The sequence below is a fragment of the Brevibacterium sp. ACRRH genome, from assembly GCF_022346365.1.
Lineage (GTDB): Bacteria > Actinomycetota > Actinomycetes > Actinomycetales > Brevibacteriaceae > Brevibacterium > Brevibacterium paucivorans.
In genome coordinates this window covers 52,142-74,632 of record NZ_JAKRMN010000002.1, presented here as the reverse complement: position 1 = coordinate 74,632, position 22,491 = coordinate 52,142, and the positions used below count along the sequence as shown (strand labels likewise).

The 22,491-nt window shown below is 59.5% G+C and carries 17 protein-coding genes; 8 read left to right on the top strand and 9 right to left on the bottom strand.

All coding sequences use genetic code 11. The features are described 5' to 3' along the window. Nucleotides 1-347 precede the first annotated feature (347 nt). On the top strand, nt 348-1,055 hold the full coding sequence (locus tag MHX53_RS02535) for a DUF1345 domain-containing protein (protein WP_239271176.1): 708 nt from the start codon (nt 348-350) through the stop codon (nt 1,053-1,055). A 94-nt stretch (nt 1,056-1,149) separates the two neighbouring features. Here the strand turns inward: MHX53_RS02535 and MHX53_RS02530 are convergent, their stop codons facing one another. Further along, entirely contained in the window at nt 1,150-2,340 is a 1,191-nt protein-coding gene (locus MHX53_RS02530; RefSeq protein WP_239271175.1) for a L,D-transpeptidase family protein, read from the bottom strand. Between the two features lie 41 nt (nt 2,341-2,381). Next, nucleotides 2,382-2,849 (bottom strand): DedA family protein, encoded by a 468-nt coding sequence (locus MHX53_RS02525; RefSeq protein WP_239271174.1) that lies wholly within the window; start codon nt 2,847-2,849, stop codon nt 2,382-2,384. A 63-nt stretch (nt 2,850-2,912) separates the two neighbouring features. Between MHX53_RS02525 and MHX53_RS02520 the strand changes: the two genes are divergently transcribed. The 3 genes from MHX53_RS02520 (at nt 2,913) to MHX53_RS02510 (ending at nt 7,296) form a co-directional block, all read left to right on the top strand. Then, on the top strand, nt 2,913-3,374 hold the full coding sequence (locus MHX53_RS02520; protein WP_239271173.1) for a hypothetical protein: 462 nt from the start codon (nt 2,913-2,915) through the stop codon (nt 3,372-3,374). Nucleotides 3,375-3,713: 339 nt separating this feature from the next. Further along, nucleotides 3,714-4,361 (top strand): type ISP restriction/modification enzyme, encoded by a 648-nt coding sequence (locus tag MHX53_RS02515; protein WP_239271172.1) that lies wholly within the window; start codon nt 3,714-3,716, stop codon nt 4,359-4,361. Nucleotides 4,362-4,632: 271 nt separating this feature from the next. Further along, the gene (locus MHX53_RS02510; RefSeq protein ID WP_239271171.1) at nt 4,633-7,296 is read left to right on the top strand and encodes a choice-of-anchor M domain-containing protein; all 2,664 of its coding nucleotides are present in this window, start codon (nt 4,633-4,635) and stop codon (nt 7,294-7,296) included. Between the two features lie 146 nt (nt 7,297-7,442). Here MHX53_RS02510 and MHX53_RS02505 read toward each other — a convergent pair whose 3' ends face one another. After that, nucleotides 7,443-9,086: an MDR family MFS transporter gene (locus tag MHX53_RS02505; protein ID WP_239271170.1), complete on the bottom strand. Its 1,644-nt coding sequence runs from the start codon at nt 9,084-9,086 to the stop codon at nt 7,443-7,445. 211 nt (nt 9,087-9,297) lie between these two features. Between MHX53_RS02505 and MHX53_RS02500 the strand changes: the two genes are divergently transcribed. Continuing rightward, complete coding sequence (locus tag MHX53_RS02500) at nt 9,298-9,918, top strand: TetR/AcrR family transcriptional regulator (RefSeq protein WP_239271169.1); 621 nt, start codon at nt 9,298-9,300, stop codon at nt 9,916-9,918. A 244-nt stretch (nt 9,919-10,162) separates the two neighbouring features. Further along, nucleotides 10,163-11,644, top strand: a complete 1,482-nt coding sequence (locus tag MHX53_RS02495; protein ID WP_239271302.1) for an MDR family MFS transporter — start codon at nt 10,163-10,165, stop codon at nt 11,642-11,644. 42 nt (nt 11,645-11,686) lie between these two features. On the opposite strand, the gene MHX53_RS02490 is transcribed toward MHX53_RS02495, so the two are convergent. The 6 genes from MHX53_RS02490 to mgtE all read right to left on the bottom strand — a co-directional run bounded on the left by MHX53_RS02490 (nt 11,687) and on the right by mgtE (nt 18,129). Further along, nucleotides 11,687-12,631 carry an acyl-CoA thioesterase gene (locus tag MHX53_RS02490; RefSeq protein WP_239271168.1) on the bottom strand — a complete coding sequence of 315 codons (945 nt, stop codon included), beginning with the start codon at nt 12,629-12,631 and terminating at the stop codon, nt 11,687-11,689. A 95-nt stretch (nt 12,632-12,726) separates the two neighbouring features. Next, nucleotides 12,727-13,395, bottom strand: a complete 669-nt coding sequence (locus tag MHX53_RS02485) for a universal stress protein (protein ID WP_239271167.1) — start codon at nt 13,393-13,395, stop codon at nt 12,727-12,729. A gap of 21 nt (nt 13,396-13,416) precedes the next feature. Continuing rightward, entirely contained in the window at nt 13,417-14,889 is a 1,473-nt protein-coding gene (locus tag MHX53_RS02480) for an MFS transporter (protein WP_102239355.1), read from the bottom strand. Between the two features lie 237 nt (nt 14,890-15,126). Further along, on the bottom strand, nt 15,127-15,585 hold the full coding sequence (locus tag MHX53_RS02475; RefSeq protein ID WP_239271166.1) for a hypothetical protein: 459 nt from the start codon (nt 15,583-15,585) through the stop codon (nt 15,127-15,129). 73 nt (nt 15,586-15,658) lie between these two features. Further along, the gene (locus MHX53_RS02470; RefSeq protein WP_239271165.1) at nt 15,659-16,723 is read right to left on the bottom strand and encodes a beta-eliminating lyase-related protein; all 1,065 of its coding nucleotides are present in this window, start codon (nt 16,721-16,723) and stop codon (nt 15,659-15,661) included. Nucleotides 16,724-16,764: 41 nt separating this feature from the next. Continuing rightward, nucleotides 16,765-18,129 carry a magnesium transporter gene (gene mgtE, locus MHX53_RS02465; RefSeq protein WP_239271164.1) on the bottom strand — a complete coding sequence of 455 codons (1,365 nt, stop codon included), beginning with the start codon at nt 18,127-18,129 and terminating at the stop codon, nt 16,765-16,767. Nucleotides 18,130-18,292: 163 nt separating this feature from the next. Between mgtE and MHX53_RS02460 the strand changes: the two genes are divergently transcribed. Both MHX53_RS02460 and MHX53_RS02455 read left to right on the top strand, forming a co-directional pair. Continuing rightward, complete coding sequence (locus tag MHX53_RS02460) at nt 18,293-18,454, top strand: zinc transporter permease (protein ID WP_239271163.1); 162 nt, start codon at nt 18,293-18,295, stop codon at nt 18,452-18,454. A gap of 383 nt (nt 18,455-18,837) precedes the next feature. Further along, the gene (locus MHX53_RS02455; protein ID WP_239271162.1) at nt 18,838-22,488 is read left to right on the top strand and encodes a proline dehydrogenase family protein; all 3,651 of its coding nucleotides are present in this window, start codon (nt 18,838-18,840) and stop codon (nt 22,486-22,488) included. The last annotated feature ends 3 nt before the right edge of the window (nt 22,489-22,491 follow it).

Below are 22,491 nucleotides of genomic sequence, written 5' to 3'. Positions count from 1 at the left end.
AGTTAAACGTATACGAGCGACCTTGCGTTTGCGTTAAATCGCATGGCGGTGGGGTGTTAGTGGTGGTGGGCTGCTTTCCTTCCAGTTGCTCTACACTCCTGAGCCGTTTTGGACTTGCAGTGTAGAGTAATGGACCGATTTTGGGCCTAAAACGTGAACAAAACGAACAAAAGTGGTGTTTACTCTACAAGCCTGTTTGAGGGTTGTAGAGTAATTCGCTTTAGCGAATCCGCGCCACCCCGGCAGGACTCGGCCGTGACCGTCACGGCCGAGCGCCGACACACACCGCTCCTTCCTGGCTACACTGTTCTCAGCACCGAATCTGCGATGCGAGTGAGGATAAGCCGTTGAAGAGTGCGACCGATGCCGTCCGCTACTTCGTTTCGACCGTTTCGGCGATCCTCCTGACCGTGCTGATCGAAACGGCCTGGGTCTACCTGTTGCGCCCGGACCCGCCGGGCAGATCGCTGCGGACAGAGCTCCTCGTCCTCTTCTATCTGCTCTTCTGGAACCTTTTCGTTATCATCTACGTCTCGTGGACGATGCGGTGCTACAAGCCCCTAAGCGGATCGGCGCTCATCGGCCAGGTGCGTCGCGAAGTCCGGACGCAGAAGCGCTGGTGGGCGCGGGCGCTCGGGTTCACCGGTGCGACGAACTTCGCCGTCACCGCTGCCGCCTTCGCCATTTTCCTGACCGTCGTGCTCGCCCAGACTGAGATGGTGCGCCAGTCGCCGCTGTACCTCGCACTCGGTCTCCACGCCGTTGCCGCCGCCTGGGTGCTCATGATCTTTGCCTTCGCCGCTGCTTACATGCACCTCAACTTGCCCGATGCCGAGAAGCGCCACATCCGCTTCCACGGCGAACCGCCCGAGGATTTCGACGACTATCTCACCCTGGCAGTGCTCGCCTCGACCATGGCCGCCGGCCTTTCAGCAGAGATCCGCACGAAGGCTGCCTGGAAGCAGATGCGCACCAATGTCATCGTCGCCTTCGGGTTCAACTCACTCGTGCTCGCGATGATCGTCTCGGTCACCATCTCCGCCCTGACTCGGTGACGGGTCAGCCACCGAGCACCTGTGTGCCGCACATGACGGTGCCCGGGGTGTTCGAGCTGGATCGTCTAGTGCTCGATGTACAGCCCCCGCACGCCTACTGCTTCTTCAGTTCACCTCGGGGTGCGATCACAATCCGAGGATTCTTCTCGGGCCGCAACCAGGTAACCAGCGTGACCATTTGCTTCTCGGTCACGGATACGCACCCGGCGGTCGAACCTTTCCCGTGCTTGTGAACGAAGATCGCCGAACCCCGGCCCGCCTTTCTCGCCGAGTTGTAGTCCACCACGGCCACGTGACTGTACTGCGGGATCTTGGAGAACACCTCGGCGTGCTTAGCGGGGCAGCTACGGTTGGGCGCGCTCATCCAGGTGTTGTAGTGGCGTGAACCAGACCGTGCACACCACTGGTCGTTGCGGTCGGCGCGACGGTATTCGATTGTGGTGCCCTTGGGTTTTGCTTTGGTCCCAAAGGTGAACGGAATGCGGTATTGCCCCATGGGCGTTTTGCCGTCTCCTTCGCGTTTGCCCGAGGCGGTCGCCAGCCCCCTGTATCCGAACCTGGCGCCGGTGAAGGTGTGTGTGCGGTGCCAGCGTTCGTCGTTGCGAAGTTCCCACAGTTCCACCGTGCCGGTTGTGGAGGAGCGGGCCGAGGTGTGTGCGACGACGAGTTGCCGGCCGCCTTTGGGTTTGATTCCGTGCGGAAGGCCGTACGCGAGCACGCCGGTGGTGATGGTTCCGTGTTGGAACTTCTGGCGGAGTTTCCCGTCGTTGCCGATCCACGAACTACCGGTGGGGTAACCGTATTTGCCGCGTTCCCAGTTGTTGTTCTGCCAGATCCAGCGGATCGCACCCCACGTGGCGTGAGCGCCGGTCTTGGGTGACCAGTGGATGGAGCCGTTTTGGAACTTTTGGTAGCACCCGCCGCCACGCAAGCCACAGCGCTCGCCGGATAATGGGTAGCCGAGTTTGCCGCGTTCCCAACCGGTACGTTTCCATTCGTTTCGGATGCCACCCCAGGTGGGGTGGGCGCCGGTTTTAGGGGACCAGTGGATCGAGCCGTGTTTGAAGGCGCGGTAGCAACCACCTCGGGGGAGGCCGCAGCGAATGCTGCCTGTTGCTTTGCCCAGTTTCTTTGCGTGCTTCTTTGCCTCGGCGTTGATTTGGCTGGTGGCCTGCCGAGGTGGGGCCGCGTGGGCTGGAGTGGCAACAATGGCTGGTGCGAAAAGTGCGAACAGCGCGCAGAAGGCAATAGTCAGCACAGTAGAACGATGGGGAAGCGTATTCATACGAAGAGTGTATAGATTCTTCGGATGGTGGGCGGGGACCGTTATGTGGCGCGTCGCTTCTTGATGTATGAGGTGGTGGCACTGATTGCCACGGGGAGCATGGAGATTCCGATGATGAGGAGAATGATCCCGTCGATCGAGTGAGTGATGCCTGGGATGTGGCCAAGGAGGGCGCCGATCAGCACCATTGAACCCACCCATGCGAGGGCGCCGCCCACATTCCAGATGACAAAGTTGCGGTACGGCATCTGGGCGGTGCCTGCCGCAACAGGTACGTATGTGCGCACGATGGGAGCGAATCGGCCAATGACCAGGGCAAGCGGGCCGCGGTGGTTGAAGAACGCTTCTGCCGTAGCGAGTCTGTTAGTTCGTAAGATTCGGGCGTCGTCCTTGAATAGCCGGCGACCAAATTTGTGCCCAAGCCAGAATCCCACCTGATCTCCTGCAACCGCGCCGGCCTGATCAAATTCGAAGGCGAACGCCTCGGCAGGTTCACGTGCTTCTTCCATTCCAGAAACGGTACCACCCGACAGGTTCAGGACCCTGGACTCAGGGCGTGAAATAATGGGCCAATGACCTACGACGCAAACCCTCGATGGACATCTGAGAAGCAGGTTCCGTTCGTCTGGATAATCCTGTACCTGGGCTGCCTGGTACTGGGGCTGGTGCTCGCCGTGCTGACCATGCCGGTGCCGGGCGACCTGGTCCTCCTGGTTCGGGTCGGGTTCGGCACGTTGCTGGTGCTGTGCCTGGTGCTGGTGGCGATTGCCAGTTGGTGGCAGACGAAGTTGCTGCGCGAGCTGCGCAGGGTGTCGCCCTCACCCTGGCGCTGGATCGCTCTGCTGGCAGCAGTCGTGGCCGCGGTGCTCGTCTGGATCTGGGCGACGGGGGTGCAGGCCGGGGCCCCCGATGTGCTCGTGAGCCTGGGAACCACGATGCTCACCGCCGTCCTGCTGGGCCCGACCATCTTGGTCGGCACTCACACCTTGGTGAAGATCCTCGCTGCGGGTACTCCTGATGCTCCGACTCGCTGACGCTACCGTTGGCTCCAGAAGCTACCGTCCGCTTCAGACCCCGCCCGCATAGTGGCGGGCTTTACACACAGCGGCAGCGCCTGCAGACAGGGGTAGCGTCTGGCGACAGCGGTAGCGCGCCCGGGGTCTCCACACGGGCGGCCGTGACCCCACAACCGGCGGCAGGATCTGGATCCGCAGCTCGCCGGCACCGGCCCGCTCGGCGGCGCTGATGCGCCACTCGCGGCCGTTGAACACGGCGTCGCTGACCAGCCGCTCGCCGTCCCAGTTACGCGCCACGTCGCCCTGCCAGCCGATGACGAGCGTGCCGTCGGCGGGAAACCGACTAGCGACACCGTCGTGAACGGCTATAGGCGCATCGACAACATTTCCGATGACGCACTTGCCCGCTATCAAGAGGCGTTCGGTGCGCAGGTCACAAAGGACGATATCTTCGCAAGCATTTACGCGCTGTTGCATTCGGAGCAGTACCGAAGCACCTATGCGGCGGACCTTAAACGCCAGTTGCCCAGGATCCCACTGCCGGACACCGCGGAGGATTTCCGCAAGTTCGTTGAAGCCGGCGAGCATCTGCTGGAACTGCACATCCGCTATGAGGAGCAACCGGAGTATCCGTTAGGTGAAGAAACGGCGTTCGGTGATGCCGGCGACCCAGATTTCTATCGTGTGCAGAAGTTGCGTTGGGGCGGGAAGACGCGTACGCCGGATAAAACGCAGATTGTGGTGAACGACAACATCACATTGACGGGTATCCCGGATGAGGCTCACGAATACTTGCTCGGGTCACGTTCCGCGCTGGAGTGGATCCTGGACCGCTACCAGGTGAAGACTGACAAGGCTTCCGGCATTGTCAATGACCCCAATGATTGGGGCCTGGAGCACGGCAACCCGCGCTACATTGTGGACCTCATCAAGAAGGTCACCCATGTGAGTGTGGAGACGGTGAAGATCGTTAAATCGTTACCGAAACTCACACTGCGGAAATAAGGTGTAAGACCTGTGGGACATGTGCAAGGAGGCCAGGCCCCGTGCGTTCCCTAGTCGCTACCTTTTGCGCTTAAACCGCTATCTAAGAGGGTGTGCACTTTAGTGTCACCACCCCACGCATTGACCTTGTTTTATCGACTCGAAGCGGCGTATAAGCGACCCTGCATAGCATTCGTGGGTACTTATTTATGTGGCAAGGATCCTTGTGTCAAGATAATGTTATTTCGCTGGCTCTTGTCAGTGAGATTTCTTATCACTAAAGGAGGGGTTCATGCGCGCACTTCGTGCAGCCTGTGCCTCGCTCGCGGCTGTTGCGATCACTGCTTTTTCGTTCGCCACTGTTCCTGCCTTCGCGGGGCCAGATGACGATCGCAGCGTCGAGACGAAGGCACACATTGACGCACCCAAAGTTTTTTGGAATAAAGCGACGAACACATTCGACATCAACTCACAGTCCAACGGGAAAACTGCTCCGCTGGACAAGACCTCCAACTGGGTCGGCCGTGGGTATAACTACGACGGTAGCCAGAACTACATCTTCCCTGTCACAGACGACCACCGCCTCGGCTTCCTTGGCAAGAACGGCCAGCTTCTCTACATGGCGCCACAGGTCCCCGGGCCCGGTAACAGCCCCATTTGGTCAGGCTTTGGCGCTGACACTGGGGTTCCTATTGAGCAGTTCCGTGACAAGAACTTTGCCCTGGAGCTCGTGGGCTTCAACGGCCCCGGCGAAATGAACATGTTCAACTACTCGACGTTCGGGAACCTGCCCGTCACTCGCTTGTTCTCCTCCCACGACAAGGTTTCACGTACCGTGTGGCTCGACCCGGGCACGCACACCCACAACATCACGACCTTCACCAAGCCGGGCCGCTACGAAGTCACTTTCGACGCAAGTGCGCGGACGACTGCCGGCGCCTTCACCGCCTCGAAACCTACCACGCTGGTGTGGCGCGTGGGCGGTACGAATCCTGCTGACGAAAAACTCGGCGACGTCAAGACTGCCTACGACAAAGCCGCAGGCGTCACCGGACCTTCCGCTCCGAGCTTCACCATCGCCCCACACTCCGGTAGCGAAAAAGATGGAGACAAGAACCTCACCGACCTCACCTTCAACGCCGGTAACGACGCCGCTGAAGGCACGGTCGTGTTCTACATCGACGGCTACCACCTCGCCGAAGTTCCCGTCACAGGTGGCAAGGCAACGTGGAGCGAAATGATCGGGTCCAACACCTCGGCGTTCCAGGCCGTGTTTGTGCCCACCAAGGGGGCAGCACGCTGGGTCAGTGCGCCTCTAACAACGAGCACCGGGCAAAAAGCAGTGACTACACAGGCTGCGGGGCAGTTCCCCATGGAAACCCCGGACGCACCTGCCGGTGACTTCTCGCAAGGCGAAGTGCAGGTCAGCTCGCGTGACGTGTCCGTCAACGCGCACACGCAAGGTGACGGCAATCTGGTCACAATCGACACGAAACCCGCAGATGACTCGCTCATCTACAACGTGACCGGTGGCTTTTACGAAGAAGGCTTCGACGAACCGACCTGTTCGGTTGATGTCGTAAGTGGTCCTGGGCGTCGTAGTCTCCAGGTAGATCGCGAATACTGCAAGGGAGACCAGTACACGCTACGGCTGACACTGGAGCCGCAGCCGCGCGCCACAGTCGGTAACACGGAAACCATTGACCTTGGACAGGTGAATGGCACGGGCAAACCTGTCCAGACCCAGTTCTCTGACGGCGGAGCTACCACCACCCCGGACCCAGGAGAGGACAACGAAACGCCCAACCCGGATGACGGAAACGACGGTTCTGACGAAAGTCTCCTGAATACGCCTGTCACTATCAACAACGGGCATGTGGACTTGCGCGCCATGGACGTCAACGGCGAGCTTTCGGTAGCGCTGGGCGACGATTCGCGTCAGCACGCAACGGAGTCCGTGACTCGTACGATCGACTCAACGACCCTGGAAGTGACGAAGCTTGCGAAAGTTAAGCGTGAAGGCAACGTGCTCGCTAATCCAAGCTACGACGTCCTAGGTCCTAAGGGCACCGAGCTCTACATTCTTCCGCAGGCTCAACAGCCAGGTCGTGTGTGGCCAGGTTTCTCAAGCGAAACTCTGGACCGCGCGAAGTATCCCGATGGTGCGACGATGACGCTCACACCAGTGAGGGCTCCTAAGGGTGGCAAGTGGTTTGCCTACACAGAGACCTTGGGTGCAATTCAGACCATGTACGCGTCGAGCGACAAGGCTTCTGACATTCCACTCCCACCTGGCACGCACATGCACACGGCATGGGCGTTCACCAAGCCTGGAACGTACTCGATCGATGTGACGGCGCGCGCAAAGCAGGCCACAGGTGGTGCGCGAAGCGCTGGTGGCGACGCGACAGCTAAGACGCAACGGCTCACGTTCGTCGTGGACCACAAGTCAGCTGGTGATGACGGTGACGGTTCGACCCCTCCGAGTGAGGAGCCCGGTGAGAAGCCAAGCGAGGCGCCAAGCGCACAGCCGAGTGAAGCGCCCGGCGAGCAGCCAGGTGAACAGCCCGGCGAGCAGCCTTCTGACGAACCAACGCAGGAGCCTGCACCAAAGCCTTCGGAGGAACCTGGTGAGGAACCCGGTAAGGATCCTTCGCAGGAACCAAACGACCCAGCCAAGCCTGGTGAGTCCGACACTGACGACACTGGTAAGCCTGATGACAAGCAGACTGAAGCCCCTGCCGATGTCAATGATGGCGGTTCGGACAGCGGTGCGAACAACACCTCGGGCGGTTCCAGTGACAGCGCCTCGAATGGTTCAAATGGCACCGCTTCGAACAACGGCGGCTTCCTGCCACGTACGGGTGCGTCGGTCCTGCCGATCGGCCTGACGGCGGGCTTGCTCGTTGTCACTGGTGTTGCGCTGCTTGCAGCTGTGCGCCGTCGCAACAGCTAAGTCCGACACAACAAGGGCCCGCGCCTTCCCCTTAACCAGCGCCCGCCAGGTGCACTGAGAAATCAGTTCACACTGGCAGGCGGCGGTTCAGGAGGTGCAGGCCCACTTCTACCACCTCGGGAACGGGCGGCCCAGAAAACACCCGCCTAGTGGGTTGTCCGCAAGGTCAGTTGCTTGACGAACAACGCCAGCACAAGGGCAGCCACAACAAAAGGCACGCCACTGACGAACACCAAGTGCATGGCCTCACCCATGCCTTGGTGAATGGCATCAGCAATTGGCCCTGGCAAGGACTCAAGTTTCGCCGGATCCAAAGCCGAACCCACCCCTGAGTCCGCACCCATGGCACCGCCCATCCCCTTGGCCCCCGCGGGCAAGTGCTCCTGAATCTTGGGCACCATCGCTGCACTCATGATCGAGCCCAACACCGCAATCCCAATCGTTGACCCAACGTTGCGGAAGAACTGCACCGCCGCAGTTGCGACCCCCAGTTCAGTGCGGTCCACCGCATTCTGCACCACCAGCGTGTATGTCTGCATGCACATGCCTAAGCCCATGCCCACAATAGTCATCGCAAGCGTAAGATCCCACAGGTTCGACTGCCACGTCAGCATCGATAAAAGCACATAGCCACCCAGCAACATCAGGGAGCCCACGATCAAGATCACTTTGTAGTTGCCGGTTTTGGTGATCACAACGCCCATCAGAATCGACGTCACAATCATCGCCACATTCAGCGGAATCAGAATGGCCCCCGACTGCGTAGCTGAAACGCTCAACACGCCTTGTGCATACACAGGGATGTAAATAATCGCCCCAAACATGGCAACCGCAATGAAAAACGACGCCAGAATCGACAGCGAAACCGTAGAACTCCGCAACATGCGCAACGGAATCAACGGGTTCGCTACCCGGGTCTCAACCCACACGAACGCGGCCAACATCACAACGGACACAGCCCCCATGCCAAGAATTACTGGGGAGCTCCACTCGTACGTGTTTCCACCCCACGAGATCGCCAGCAACCCCACCACCAGCCCCGGCGTCAGGGTGATGATGCCCAGGTAATCCAGTCCGCCAGAGGTTTCATGCTTTGGCAAGCGCATGAACTTTGCCAGGAACACCAGTGCGACAACTCCAATGGGCAACGCCAGGTAGAACAAGTAGCGCCACCCCAGCGTGTCCGTCACCCAGCCGCCCAAAAGTGGCCCCGCGACCGAGGCGATCCCAAACGTCGCCCCCATGAACCCCTGGTATTTACCCCGCTGCCGAGGTGGGATGATGTCTCCGATAATCGTCTGGCTCAGCGGCATGAGGGTTCCCATCCCCGCGCCCTGGAGGGCGCGAGCGAACACGAGGAACCAGAAGTTTGTGGCCATTCCTGCAAGCGTTGCTCCCAGCATGAACACCACCAGGCCGCCGATGTAGAAGATCTTGCGCCCGTACATGTCGGACAGTTTTCCCACCACCGGCACGGTCACTGCTGACATCAGCATCGCAGCCGTTGCGATCCACGAGTAGTGTTCCATGCCACCGAGCTCAGCGACGATTCGTGGCAACGCTGGTCCTACGATGGTTTGGGAGATCGCGGCCACGAACATTCCCAACATGAGTCCGGCGATGACGAGCTTGCCTTGACGGTCAAGCCCTGTGAACTCGCGCGGGGTATCTGTGGAGTCATGGTCAATCGCTTCAGGAGCGGTGTTTTCATCAGGAAGCTCCAGGCGAGTGCGACTCGTTGCACTTTGGGTAGATTCGTTGGTGCCTGATGCGCGGGAAGGTTCGACCATGAACTCCGTCCTGAAAAACTTGCAGTCTGTGAAAGTTTGTGACGAATTGAGTTTATGCCTGCTCGGTTGAAAAGTGAAGTAGTAGCACCCAAAATTGTGACGAACGGAACGCTTGTGTTGCGCCCGACTGTCCGGCTGAGTTCGCCACTGAGCTCGGGAGCGAATGCCACGTGTGAACAGGTGCTTGTCTAGCATGAGTGCGAGGAACAACATGGACACTCAAGAACAACCCCAGGGTCTACGCGAGAAACGGAAACGCGAGTCCCGCGACGCCATGCACCGTGCGGCACTCGAACTGGTCAGCGCACACGGGTTGAGCAACGTCACGGTTGAACAGATCGCTGAACGCGCAGGTGTGTCCGCACGGACCCTTTTTAACTATTGGGGCAGTAAAGAGGCCGTGGTGCTGGGAGCCGAGCCCGCCTCGGACGTGGCCCTTGTCAAAGTTCTACACGACCGGCCCGTCAACGAAGACGTTGCCGAATCCCTAGCAGTTGTCCAGCGGGCGTACCTCGAATCAGTCACACCGGACCGGTCAGTTCGCACGCTTAAGCGCAAGGTCATGCGACGGGAACCTCAGCTGGCGCAATTGTCTGTCAACTACCACAACGACGTGCAGCGGTCGCTGATTGAAACCCTGGCCGGCCGTTTGGAAGTCGAATTTGACCAGGATGTTGCTCATGACCTGGCGACCGTCGCCATATTTGACATGTTTGCCACTGTCCGCGCTGCTTTTGCTTTGTCGATGAACCACGACATTGATTTGTTGGAAGCGCTCGCGCGGATCGATGCTTACCGGGCGGACGGGTTGCTCGCGTTTTCACGCGTGTAGGTGGTGCGTGCGGGGCTATACTTAATGCAATCGTTCAGCCCGCCCCGACATTCGTTGGGAGTGGGCTGGATCTTTTTAGGTGCGTGTTCGGCGCGTGTTGAGCGTCACCAAGCAACCTAGCCCGCCAGTGGCGTAGAGTTTGTGTGTGCTCTCGCGTCGTCGCAATAACTCACCCGGTCCTGACCGCAACCATTCCACCAACCGCAGTCAATCCAACCGCAACGATGCGATCGACCCTGCCGGAATGCGCGCCATCTGGCTACTGCTCGTCGCCGCTTTCGTGTCGATCCTCAACGAAACCACCATGGCGATCGCCATTCCCACCCTGAACAAGACCCTGGGCATCCCACCTGAACAAGGCCAGTGGCTCACCAGCGGATTCATGCTCACCATGGCAGTGGTGATCCCAACCACCGGGTTTCTCATTCAACGCTTCACCACCCGCCAAGTGTTCCTCGCCGCCGCCAGCCTATTCGGTCTGGGAACCGCCGTGTGCATGGTGTCCCACGGCTTCCTCCCTCTGCTGGCCGGCCGCGTCATCCAAGCCTCCGGCACCGGCATCATGATGCCCCTCCTCATGACCACCATGATGGAAGTCGTGCCCTCTCACCAGCGCGGACGCATGATGGGCCGAGTAGGCATGGTCATCTCCCTCGCCCCCGCAATCGGCCCCACCATGTCCGGCATCGTGCTGGACACCCTGGGCTGGCGCTGGCTTTTTGGCATCATCCTGCCTATCGCTATCGTCGCGCTCATCCTGGGCTGGCGCTGGCTCGCCAACCTGGGCGAAACCACCACCGCCCCCATCGACGTGCTCTCCGTGGTGCTGTCCGCGTTCGCTTTTGGGGGGATCGTGTTTGCCCTCAATCAGTTCGCAAAGGGTGGTTCCGCCGCCGAGGTGACCCCACCCGAATCTGCCCCCGGCAGCTCCGGCGGGGGAGAGTTGGGTAGCTTCCTTTCCTCACCACTCGGAACGTGGACGATTCTTGGCGCCAGCCTCCTGATTTTGGTGCTGTTCATTTTGCGACAACTGTCCCTGCAAAAACGCAACGGCGCGCTTTTGGACCTGCGCGTGTTCTTGTCCAGCAACTTCGTGGTCTCCGTGGCCATCATGGCCATCATCGCGCTGTCCATGTTCGGAACGTTCTCGCTCCTACCCCTATACCTGCAATCGGTCGTAGGGTTGAAAGCCACCCAGTCTGGCCTGGTGATGCTGCCAGGCTCAATCCTGATGGGCCTACTGGGTCCACTCATGGGACGCATCTACGACGCCCGAGGCCCTAAGATCCTGCTGATCCCCGGCACGATCTTCGTTGCCGTCGCACTGCTTTCATACTCGACCGTGGGCTCGCAAACCCCCGTGTGGTGGATCGTATCCACGCAGATCGTCATGGCCCTTGGCCTGGCCGGATCCTTCACCCCACTGTTTTCGGCTTCTCTGGGCTCATTGCAACGCCACTTGTACTCGCACGGATCAGCAGTGCTCAACACGTTGCAACAAGTGGCCGGTGCGGCAGGAACCGCGTTGCTCATCGGCATTTACTCGGCCTCACTCCACTCGGGTGCCACCGCCGGACTCACCGTCGTCCAAGCCGGTGAACCGGGAGCACATTCGGCCTTCCGCCTCGCCATGATCATCGCGATGGTAGCCGTGGTGCTGTCGATCTTTGTACGCAAGCCCGAAGAAGACGAAACTCAGCCCCGAGTCGTCAACACGGACGACTAACCGGATCCCCCGCGTCCTGCCCGCGGACCACCTCGGCGGGGGTTACCGCCTGGGCAGTGGCAGGCGAGGGAGGCGTTTGCGGCGAGCAACCAGGTCCACGGCGTGAGCGTCGAGCAGTCGGTCCTCTGCGCTCCTCAGTTTCAGCTGAGGCACCTCGGACGCCCTACGTAGTTCGTTGATGTGAACAAAAATCATGGTGCAGCGGGTGGTTAGCCGGAACTTCATATCGCGCGGGTTCGCAGAACGCACGCGCAGCGAAATGTGTACCGAATGAGGCCCAGTGTGAATGATCCGCCCGTCGACTTCCACAACATCACCAATGTGAACGGGTCCGTGAAAGTGCACGCCACCGGTGTACACGCACACAGTGGATTGGCCAACAAAACTGGTGGACAGGGCCTGCGCACATTCAGTCAGCCAACGCATGACAATGCCACCGTGCGCGTTGCCACCCCAGTTCACGTCTGACGGGTTCGCTAAGAACCGCAGGGTCAGCTCAGGTGTTGTGCCTTCATTACTGAAGGTTTGGGCGAGCGTAACGTCGTGAATCGCTTTGCGCGCTTCGATGCGTTCCAACGCATCCTTTGACAGCTCTTCGTCTTCACGTGTGCGCGGGCGCCACTTAGGGATCTCGACTGGCTTGCGGTCGTCGTCCATGGCCACGAACACCAGAAGACAGTGCGTTGCCAGCGCAAACTCGCCCGTGCGCGGGTTCGCCGATTCCACCGTGACCAACACGTGCATGCTGGTGCGTCCCGTGTAGATGATCCGCGCAGACGCTTCCACTAACTCACCAGGGCGGATGGGCTGTGAGAAGTGCACATTACCCACGTACGCAGTGACGCAATAGCGCCCGCTGTACCCAGCCGCACACGCGAATCCCGCCTTGTCGATCCACTCGAGAACTCGTCCCGCCTGAATGCTTAAGCCGTCTTTTGTTTCATCTGTGGGGGCCGCAAGAAACCGGAGAGTGATGCGGTCGTGCATAGGGGAATCCTCTGACTGTGGATACGGAAGTTCCGACTATTGTGCCACGAGGAGCGCCCGTTCCTAGAGGTGCCCACCCAATCCGGGGCGGCGACCTAGAGGTGCCCACCCAATCCGGGGCGGCCCGCGGTGCCTGTGCCTCGCGCAATCGCCCGACCCATCGAGTCAAACGCCCGCATCCAGCGGCTGGGGCGGTCGCCAGAAATGGTAGGTGGCATCATCACCACAGGGCAGTCCACGTTGTACACCACCCGCGGTGCCAACAGCGGCTGCGTGACGGGGTTGCGAGGCGCATCGAGCACCAACAAGCTGGCGTTCTTACTCACGTTGCGCAACACTCGCGATGTTTCACCTCGGAAAACGTGTACGTCAACCACGGCATCAGGGCCTTCGACGGCTTCTGCACCAAGAACCGAAATCACATCGGCCTTCAGTTTCGCCACTTCCGGTTCCAAGGGCCTGCGGCCGGTAGCCGGCGCCGAGGCGTACGCATTGAACCCGCCCCCAGCGGTAGATGCGCGCACCGCGATCAGTCGACCGCCTCGGGCGCGCACCATATCCATGGCCCACGCCAGCGCTGTGGGCGAATTGGACGTGTCTGACACCCCCACAACCACTACGTATTCGCGGGATTCTTCGGTGACTCCCGTGGCAGGTGGTTCCGTGGTGGGGTCTGGCTGGCCGGCGTTTTCGGCCAGGTTTTCCCCCGCCGAGGTGTTTTCTGCCTGGTTCTGCATGTTTTGTGAGCGAGGGTCGGTGGTCATAGTTTCACCCTTTCATGAAACTTATTTGGGCAGGTGTGAGATCTCGTTTCCATCATCGTCGAATTCGATCAGCGGCGGCGCGATTTCTTCGAGCGACTTACCTTCTGCGTCGACACCCCATACGGCGGCGACTGCGGCACCGATGAGCATGACACCGGTTGCCAGCAGGTATCCCCACATCATGGGTTCGCGCGAGGTTCCGTCACCAATAAGGACACCAAACAAGACGGGTCCCAACGAGCCGGCGATCTGGGCGATCGAGAAGAAGTACGAAATTGCTTGCCCGCGGACTTCCTGAGGGAAGATCTCAGATACTGTCAGGTATCCAGCCGAAGCCCCGGCGGATGCGAAGAAGAACGATACACACCAGAACAGCGTGTGGGTCAGCGGGTTGAGCATGTCGTTGACGAACATGAGTGACGAGACTGCCAATACCACACCGGAGATGCTGTAGCACCCGGCGATCATCTTCCTGCGACCCACCGTGTCAAAGAGCGGGCCAAGCAGTACGGGGCCCAGCAGGTTTCCAAGCGCGAACGGGAAGAAGTACAGCGCGGCCTCTGCGGCTGTCAGGTCATAGAAGTTCTGCAGGACCAGGGAGTACGTGAAGAAGATGGCGTTATAGAGGAAGCTCTGCGTGATCATCAGGGTTGCACCCAACACTGTGCGTGTGGGGTAGAGCTTGAAGAACACCCAGATGAGTTGCTTGAAGTTCAGGCCCTCAGTGCGACGAAGCCAAATGTAATCGTCCTTAGTGCGCTGGGGGAGTTCACGGCCGGAGTCTTTGACCTCCTGCTCAATGGCTTGCACGATCCTTTCGCCCTCTTCTTCACGACCGTGCTTGGCCAGCCACCGCGGGCTTTCCGGAATGTGACGGCGCAGGTAAATGATTCCCAGACCCAGGATTGGGCCCACAAGGAACGCGAGACGCCAACCAATGTTTTGGTCGAAGTACCCCTCGTTGAGGAACACGCTACTTACCGCAGCGCCAATACCCGCACCCAACCAATACGTTCCGTTAATCGCGAGGTCAACGCGTCCGCGTTGTTTGCCGGGGATCAGTTCGTCGATCGCGGAGTTCACAGCGGAGTACTCACCGCCGATTCCCATACCGGCGATGAACCGGAAAATATAGAAGAACCACGGTGCTGGGGAAGCCGCACAGATCAGTGATGCGATTAGGTACAAGAACAGCGTGAGTACGAACATTTTCTTGCGACCCAGCGTGTCGGTGAGTCGCCCAAACAGGAGCGCTCCTGTGACCTGGCCAAGCAGGTAGATGGTCGCAGCGAATGTGACCTGCAACGTGGTCATGTTGAGCGAGGACTCGAAACCTCCGGCTGCAACAATCTGGACTTCAACGCCGTCAAGAATCCATGCGGTACCCAAGCCGACGATGACCATCCAGTGGAACCGTGACCACGGCATATCGTGCATGCGGATGGGGATGCTGGTCTTGATTGGCTTGTCGGTCGCTGACTGCGCTGTCGACATGCGATCACCTTCTGCTGACTTCTCAGATGGGAGTGTTCGGTTGTGTTCGTCGCGTCATCAGATTACGGCTGTGTACGCGACGAAGTGATTTCTAGATATAGCACGTAAAACTCAACAAGAACGTGATCAGTTACACATTCGAGTTAGGGACTCAATCAAAGCACCCAACTAATGCCAGCCAGATGGGTTGTAGCGAGGGGTCACGTGCTGTGAAGTCGCTACAACCCACCTTTTTGGCTAGTACGTTTCGATGGGGAACGTGTACAGCGACTCAAACGCTGGTGCGCTCCCATTAGACGTCACATAATGGGACATGATCTGGTAGCACGTGGCCATGGAAACAACTAGACGTTCAGGGTTATCTCCAAAGCCGGTGAGCTGGTGAGGCATGGCTGCTTCAGCCATAAATCCGCCGTCCTGACGCTTGCATTGCGTGAAGCGCGATGGGTCTTGGACATTCTCCACGATCAGGAATTCGTCGTGCTGCAGACCCTGAATCAAATCCATGATCTGCGACGCGCTTGCGAGCTGGTAGAAGTTTTGTGTGTCGAACGTGTAGACCCACTTGCTCTCAAGAGGTTGCTCTTCCCATGCCTCAAAGCTGTGAAACATGGGCGTGGATTGGTGAATTGGCTGATTCTTCTGTGCTGGCATGGTGACTCCAATCAAGTCCGTGGCCTTCGGGTTAAAGGCCATCACCTTTACATGTGGGATCTAAACACGAGGCACTGACGCAGTTTTTCACACCACCCACCGCGCGAATCGCTGTTCAACCCTTCGAATGCTGTGTTAACTCATCCCTCGCGGCAACAAAAGTGCTGATCAGTTGGTCAATTGCAGAGTCCGGGGTGTCCCACGCGGTCATGAGTCGAATTCCGTTTTCCACAAACGGCCACGCATAAAAAATTACACCTTGCGACAGCACGCGCTCCACTAACTCAGGCTCAATACTTGCGATCACTGCATTTGCCTGCGTCTGCACCGGCACGCTGAAACCGGCCTCAATGAGGCCGGTGGCCAACTTCGCCGCCTGCGCATTCGCGTGCTCGGCGTTGCGCAACCATAGATCCCCATCGAACAGGGCCAGCAACTGCGCTGAAACGAACCGCGCCTTCGACGGCAACTGCAACAGCGACTTATTCAGATACTGAATCCCTGACACCGCCTCGGGATTGCGCACCACGACCGCCTCCGCGCCCAACGCGCCGTTCTTCGTCGCGCCTAAAGAGATGACATCAGCGCCGCGGGTCAATTCTTCCAAATCCGCCCCCGTGGCGGCCGCCGCGCATGCAAGCCGCGCGCCGTCAAGGTGAACTGACAAGCCCGAGGTGTGGGCCGCCTCGGCGATGGCCCGGAACTCCTCCACCTGGTAGACGGTGCCCAACTCAGTGGAGTTAGACACGCTGACCGAGGTCGTTTGGGCTTCGTGTACGAAATCGCGGCAGGAGAGTGCGTCGGCGACTGTTTCGGGAGTCAACTTGCCATTCACAGCAGGCGCCGGTTTGACCTTGATACCAATTGTGGACTCCGGAGCGGCGGTTTCATCAGTGTTGATGTGTGCTGAGGGCGCCGCGATTACATGCCCCCACCTGGGGTTGAGTGCGGCAAGCGAAACGACGTTTGCGCCAGTGCCGTTAAACACGGGGAAAATGAGGGCGTCGGCCCCAAAAGTTTCACGGGCCCATTCGCGTAAACGCTCTGTGTATGGGTCGTCTCCATAGCCGGGCACGTGTCCGCCCGAGGCCATACTTAAGGCATCGAGCACCTCCGGATGCGCACCCGCATAATTATCCGACCCAAAATGAACGAGGTCGCTGTTGTGCAGTTGTTTCACGGGTTTCCTCCTCGTGAGTTGAGCGGTGCAGCATCCCTGCTTTAGTGCAGGTGCAGAACAACTGTAGCGATCGTGAAATAAATGATGAGACCCGTTGCGTCACAAAAAGTCGAAATAAAGGGGTTTGAGAAAACGGCCGGGTCGGCGCCTACTTTCTTCGCCAAGATGGGCATGAGCCCGCCCACGGACGCGGCCATCGTGCAGATACACAACAGGGTGAGCCCAATGACGGAACCCAGCTGGAACCCGTAAATGAGACCCGAGATCAGGAACCCTAGACTTCCCAGCACCAATCCCAGAGAGGCGCCAACGCGAACCTCGCGCCACATCACCATCATCAAGTCACGCACACGCACTTCACCAACCGCCAGTGCGCGGGTCACCGTGGTTGCAGCTTGGTTGCCAGCATTACCTCCGGTTCCCGTGAGCAATGGGATGAACAGGGCGAGGGCCACAACCTGTGACAGTCGATCCTCATACAGGTCAAGAACCTGCACGGTCAGAACGGCTGAAACAGCCAACACCAACAACCACACAATGCGACTCTTGACGATCTGCAAGATGGTCGAGGACATGTAGGAACGGTCCAGAGGTTCCGAACCAGATCCACGAGCGGCGTCCTCGGCGTCTTCTTCATCGACGATGTCGAGAACGTCATCCATGGTGAGAATGCCTAATAGGCGATTCTCGGCATCAACAACAGGCATCGCAATGAGCCGCTGATCCAGAAAGCTACGCGCTGCATCTTCACGGTCGGTCATGGCTTCAACAGACGACGGTTCGCGCATCAGTTCAGTCACTGGTGTATCAGGTGAAGCCCCCACCAACGTACGGAGGGACACGACGCCTACCAGGTTGCGACCTCGGGCAAGGACGGGTAGGAGGTAGACGGTTTCTGGTTCCTCAATGCGTTCACGTACAACTTCTAAGGCGCGTGCGGCGTCCCAGTCTTCGTGTAGCGACAGGACTTCCGGTGACATGTAGCGGCCGATCGCGTCACGCGGGTATCCCAAGACGATCGACGTTTTGGTGCGCTCGTCGTGAGACAGGCCCTTCATCATGGACTTGACGACGATTGCAGGGAGTTCGCCGAAAAGTTCCGCGCGGTCGTCCGGGTCGAGGCCCTCGATGATCTCTGCTACGTCTGGCCCGCGGAGTGCTTGGATGAGGTCGGCTTGATAGCTGGGTGGGAGGTTTTCAAAAACGGTGAGGGCTTCGTCCTTCTTAAGGACCCGGAAAAGCACTGCCGACTGGACGATGGGACGGTTGCTGACTAGACGTGTGAGTTCGTGGGTGGGGATTTGTTTTGCCAGATGATTAATGACATCGAGATGCACCGAATCCAGGTGCGAACTTGCAAGTTCGTCTTCGAGTTGCTCAATTGCGGCGTGCATTTCAACAGTCATGCTGGCTCCTCCCACTGGACAACACTTATCTTAAGCGCCAGCGGGCAGCTTGCGGAGAGGGGTCAAAACTGATTCATATAAATGGATTGCTATGCGTTGATATGTGTGGCAGAATAGAGGCACAAGAACAGCTCGCCCGAGCGGACTCATCAAGGAGGCAGTCATGACCGCTGGAACCGAACACAAGCAGGCAGAACACACCGTTGAAGACCACAAGCACGGTGAAAACTGTGGCCACGAAGCCGTTCAGCACGGTGACCACGTTGACTACGTTCACGAAGGTCACCGCCACGCAGAACACGAAGGTCACTACGACGAGCACTGATCAGTGGTGCTGGTGAGGTGGCGCTGATTGACCGGCGTTAACAAACCAGCACTGATCTTTAAGTGAAAGCTCGAGCCCGGCACGTGATGTGTCGGGCTTGAGCTTTTTGGCTTGCGCTTTTTCGTTGGGTGAAACGGGGCAAAACGATCAATACGGCGCAATATATTGCGTAGTTTTGCTCGTTTTGCGCCGTGCGGCGGGTAGCCTGGGATCACCGAACGAAAAGCGAACGTTCTAACAATCGATTTTCAAAGACGAATAAACGAGTCACGGGACGCTTGCTCTTGCTGGCAAAGTTGCTGGTAGAACTGCTAGGTACGAGACCAGCAGGCCCTGCTCGCAGGCTGTGTTCAGCAGGGTGAGTTTCCCAGTTAGGATGCACTGTGAATCACGCTCCACACACGCAGGGCGACCCCCAACTGGACCCAACCGATTTGGTCAACCCGGCCAACAGCGAACTGGCCGAGTTGGCGAACAAGGCAGTTGACCGGGTGCGACGCTGGTTGCGCTTGTCCACCGCAAAGTCGGCAAGGTCAGCAGGGCACGCGAAGTCAGCAAGGCGCGCGAAGTCTGCACCACCTCGGAACGCAAGCGTCCAATCGGTCAAACAAGAGCAACGCTTGGCAGCTGTGTTGTCTGACCCTAACGGTTTGCCTTTCACCAGTGGTTTTGTGGACCGGGTCATTCGAATCGAAGACACCAAAGCGGCGGCACGTGCGCTCACTGAAGTGGCTCGCCTGACCCCAGAGAGCATGTCGCTTGCGGACCGCGCGCAGATCCAAGCGGGTGCCACGCTCGCTACGTCCATGCCCGATCTCGTTATCCCGGCTGCGCGCGCTCGCCTGCGCACGATGGTGGGACACATGGTGGTCGATGCGCGTCCTGAGCAATTCGGCAAAACCGTAGCGATGCTCAAACGTGGTGGCCACCGGCTCAACATCAACCTGCTGGGAGAAGCAGTCCTAGGTGAAGAAGAAGCCGACAACCACTTAGAACAGACTCACGATCTGCTGGCCCGCGACGATGTGGACTACGTGTCCATTAAGGTGTCGTCCGTGGCCAGCCGCATCAACATGTGGTCCTATGACGAAACGGTCACCTACGTTGTGGACCGTTTGCGTCCGCTGTACCGTCAGGCACTGGAGCAGGCGGGGAGTGAAGAACAAGCGGCTCGCGGCGCTAAGTTCATCAACCTCGATATGGAGGAGTACAACGACCTCAACCTCACCATCGACGTGTTCATGCGCCTGCTGTCGGAAGAAGAGTTCCACCAGTTGTCAGCCGGGATCGTCATTCAGGCGTACCTCCCAGATGCCCTGCCTGCAATCCAACGGCTGAGCGAATTTGCCCGCTCACGTGTTGAGGCTGGTGACGCGGAAATCAAGGTGCGCCTGGTCAAGGGCGCGAACCTGGCCATGGAGCGGGTTCACGCCGAACTCGCCAACTGGCCGCTTACCGTCAATCCCACCAAGCAGGCCACCGACGCCAACTACAAACGCATCCTCCACTGGGTGCTCACTGCTGACAACACCGCGGGTCTGCGCATGGGTGTTGCCGGCCACAACCTGTTCGACATCGCGTTCGCGCATGAGCTCAGCGCGGCTCGGGGGCTCACGGACCGCGTTGAGTTTGAGATGTTGCAGGGAATGGCCACCAAGCAGGCCGAGGTGATCTCGGCTGACGTGGGAGACCTGTTGCTGTACGTGCCGGCAGTGCATCCCGATCAGTTTGACGCCGCCGTGAGCTACTTGGTGCGCAGGCTTGAAGAAAATACTTCGCCACAGAACTTCATGGCCTCAATTTTTGAGATCGCCAACGGTAGCCCCGCCTTCCAGACAGAGGAGGCGAGGTTCCGTGCGTCTGTCAACGACCTCGGCGAGTTGCTGGCCACTGGTGAGCCGCCCACCCCCAACCGCACACAGGACCGGGGGCGAGAAGCCCGTGCCGGTGGCAGCGAGACCGATACCAGCCGCGCTGGGGCTAGCCCAGCTCACACCAACCCCGCCAGCACCAACTCAACCGACTTCCGCAACGAACCCGACACCGACATTTCTCTGCCAGCTAACCAAGCATGGGTGCAGGATTTCATGGAGAAGTCGAGTGCGCCAGGCTGGCTGGAAGACCAGCCGCAAGCCCAACCTTTCACCTCAGTTGAGGACGTCAACCGGTGCGTTGAAACCGCCCGCGACCAGCACGAATGGCGTTCCATGAGCGCTACAGACCGGCTAGCAGTCTTGGATCGGGCAGCAGATATTTTCGCTACCAAACGCGGGCAATTCTTAAGCGTCATGGCGCATGAAGCGGGCAAGACCTTGGCGCAGTCAGACCCCGAGGTCTCCGAAGCGATCGACTTCATCCGCTACTACGCAAGGCAGGCGTGCGAACTCGAACGTATCCAGGAACGCGACGGCGTGCACTTTGAAGCAGACCGGGTGATCGTTGTGACTCCGCCGTGGAACTTCCCTGTGGCGATTCCTACGGGAGGTGCGGTTGCAGCGTTGGCTGTGGGCGCCTCGGCGATCCTGAAACCGGCCGGGGCAGTTGCGCGGTGCGGCGCCTTGATTGCTGAATGCCTGTGGGAGGCCGGGGTGCCCAAGTCCGCGCTCCAGTTGGCGCCGTCGATGGAGGGCGACTTGGGGCGGGCGCTGATTGGGCACGAGGCGGTGGACCGGGTGATTCTGACGGGCGCCTCGGAAACCGCGCAGCTGTTTAAATCGTTCCGGCCTGGTTTGCAGGTCAACGCGGAAACCAGTGGGAAGAACGCGATCGTGATTACCCCGTCTGCCGACCGTGACTTGGCCGTGGCCGACCTTGTGTATTCCGCATTTGGGCATGCGGGGCAGAAATGTTCGGCAGCCTCGTTGGGAATCATGGTGGGTTCGGTTTTTGAGTCCGAGCGTTACCGGAAGCAACTGGTCGACGCCGCGAAGTCGCTGGTGGTGGACGTGCCCACGAATCTGCGTGCGGAAATGGGGCCGCTGGCGGTTGACGCGTCTGAAAAGCTCCTGCGCGCGCTCACCCAGCTGGAGGAGGGTGAGGAGTGGCTGGTCGAGCCGCGGCAGTTGGACGACTCGGGGCGCCTGTGGTCGCCGGGTGTGAAAACTGGTGTGAAGTCGGGGTCGTTCTTTCACCTCACCGAATGCTTTGGCCCGGTGCTGGGGCTCATACGCGCCGACTCGCTGGACCACGCGATCGAGCTGCAGAACGCCGTGGACTACGGGCTTACGGCCGGTATTCACTCCTTGGACACTGCCGAGGTTGAAACGTGGCTGGACCGTGTGGATGCGGGCAACCTGTACGTCAACCGGTCAATCACGGGCGCCATTGTGGAACGGCAACCCTTTGGCGGGTGGAAGAAATCCACAGTGGGACTCGGTTCCAAGGCCGGGGGCCCCAACTACCTCATGATGCTAGGCGCGTGGACAGACGGGGCGGCGGCGACCTCGGCGTGGGTAGACCGGGCGCTGGAAAGCGACCGGGAGGCATGGGACACCGAGTTTGGCGTGGCGCACGACCCCAACGGTTTTGAAGCCGAGGCGAACATTCTGCGGTACCGTCCCTGCCCCGTGATCGTGCGGGTGGGTGCGGGGGCTGTAGCCGAGGTGCCTGAGTTGGAAGCGCGCATGCGTCGGTGTGCGCTCGCGGCTGCGAGGGTGGGTGCGCCCATCGAGTGGTCAGTGGATGAGGACGTGCTCCCGCAGGTCAAGGGTGTCATTGAGGAACTTCGCGCGGAAGCCGGTGAAGGTCTGATGGCGCCCGAGGTGGACGTCAGCGACGCTGCGGCGTTCGCTTCGCGGTTGGATTCCGTGAGTGACCCGATGGGTGTGCGCGTGCGAATGATTGGTGACGTGCCGCGGGAGCTGGTTGAGGTGGCGGCGCGTCACATCAACGTCACGCTGATTACCGAACCGGTGACCGTGAGCGGCCGGGTGGAGCAGCGGTATTACGTGCGTGAGCAGGCGGTGTCGATGACCATGCACAGGTTCGGGAACCCGGACCGCGAGTTCCAGGAGCTAGCCAAGCGACTGAGGTAGCGT